The sequence below is a fragment of the Paraburkholderia sp. SIMBA_054 genome (assembly GCF_046534875.1).
Classification (GTDB): domain Bacteria; phylum Pseudomonadota; class Gammaproteobacteria; order Burkholderiales; family Burkholderiaceae; genus Paraburkholderia; species Paraburkholderia hospita.
The window spans coordinates 1-251 of sequence record NZ_JAWRXV010001302.1 but is presented as its reverse complement, the minus strand read 5'-3'; the positions used below and the strand labels follow the sequence as shown (position 1 = coordinate 251).

Here is a 251-nt window from a genome sequence, read left to right as displayed (position 1 = left end):
GTATGATGTCTTTGCCCATGCCCGCGAGGCAGCTCTTGTTCTCTTCCAACGTTTCGATGTCCCAGGCCGATTCAAAGCAGGAGAGCATCTTCGCCTTATCGTCCGAGTACATTTTTTCCGCGCCCACGGCCAGTACCACGTCTGCCGCGCCCGCGCGCAACTGCATGGTCGCCAGATTGAACGCCGCACTCGACGATGCGCATGCGCCTTCGACGTTGTAAATCGGAATACCGCCGAGCCCGATCGGCAAC

Annotated in this window: 1 protein-coding gene; it reads right to left on the bottom strand. The window is 59.0% G+C overall.

Features of this window, described 5'->3' with window-relative positions; all coding sequences use genetic code 11:
* On the bottom strand, positions 1 to 251 hold a 251-nt coding region (locus tag SB822_RS59310; RefSeq protein WP_410859402.1), incomplete at both ends, for a beta-ketoacyl synthase N-terminal-like domain-containing protein.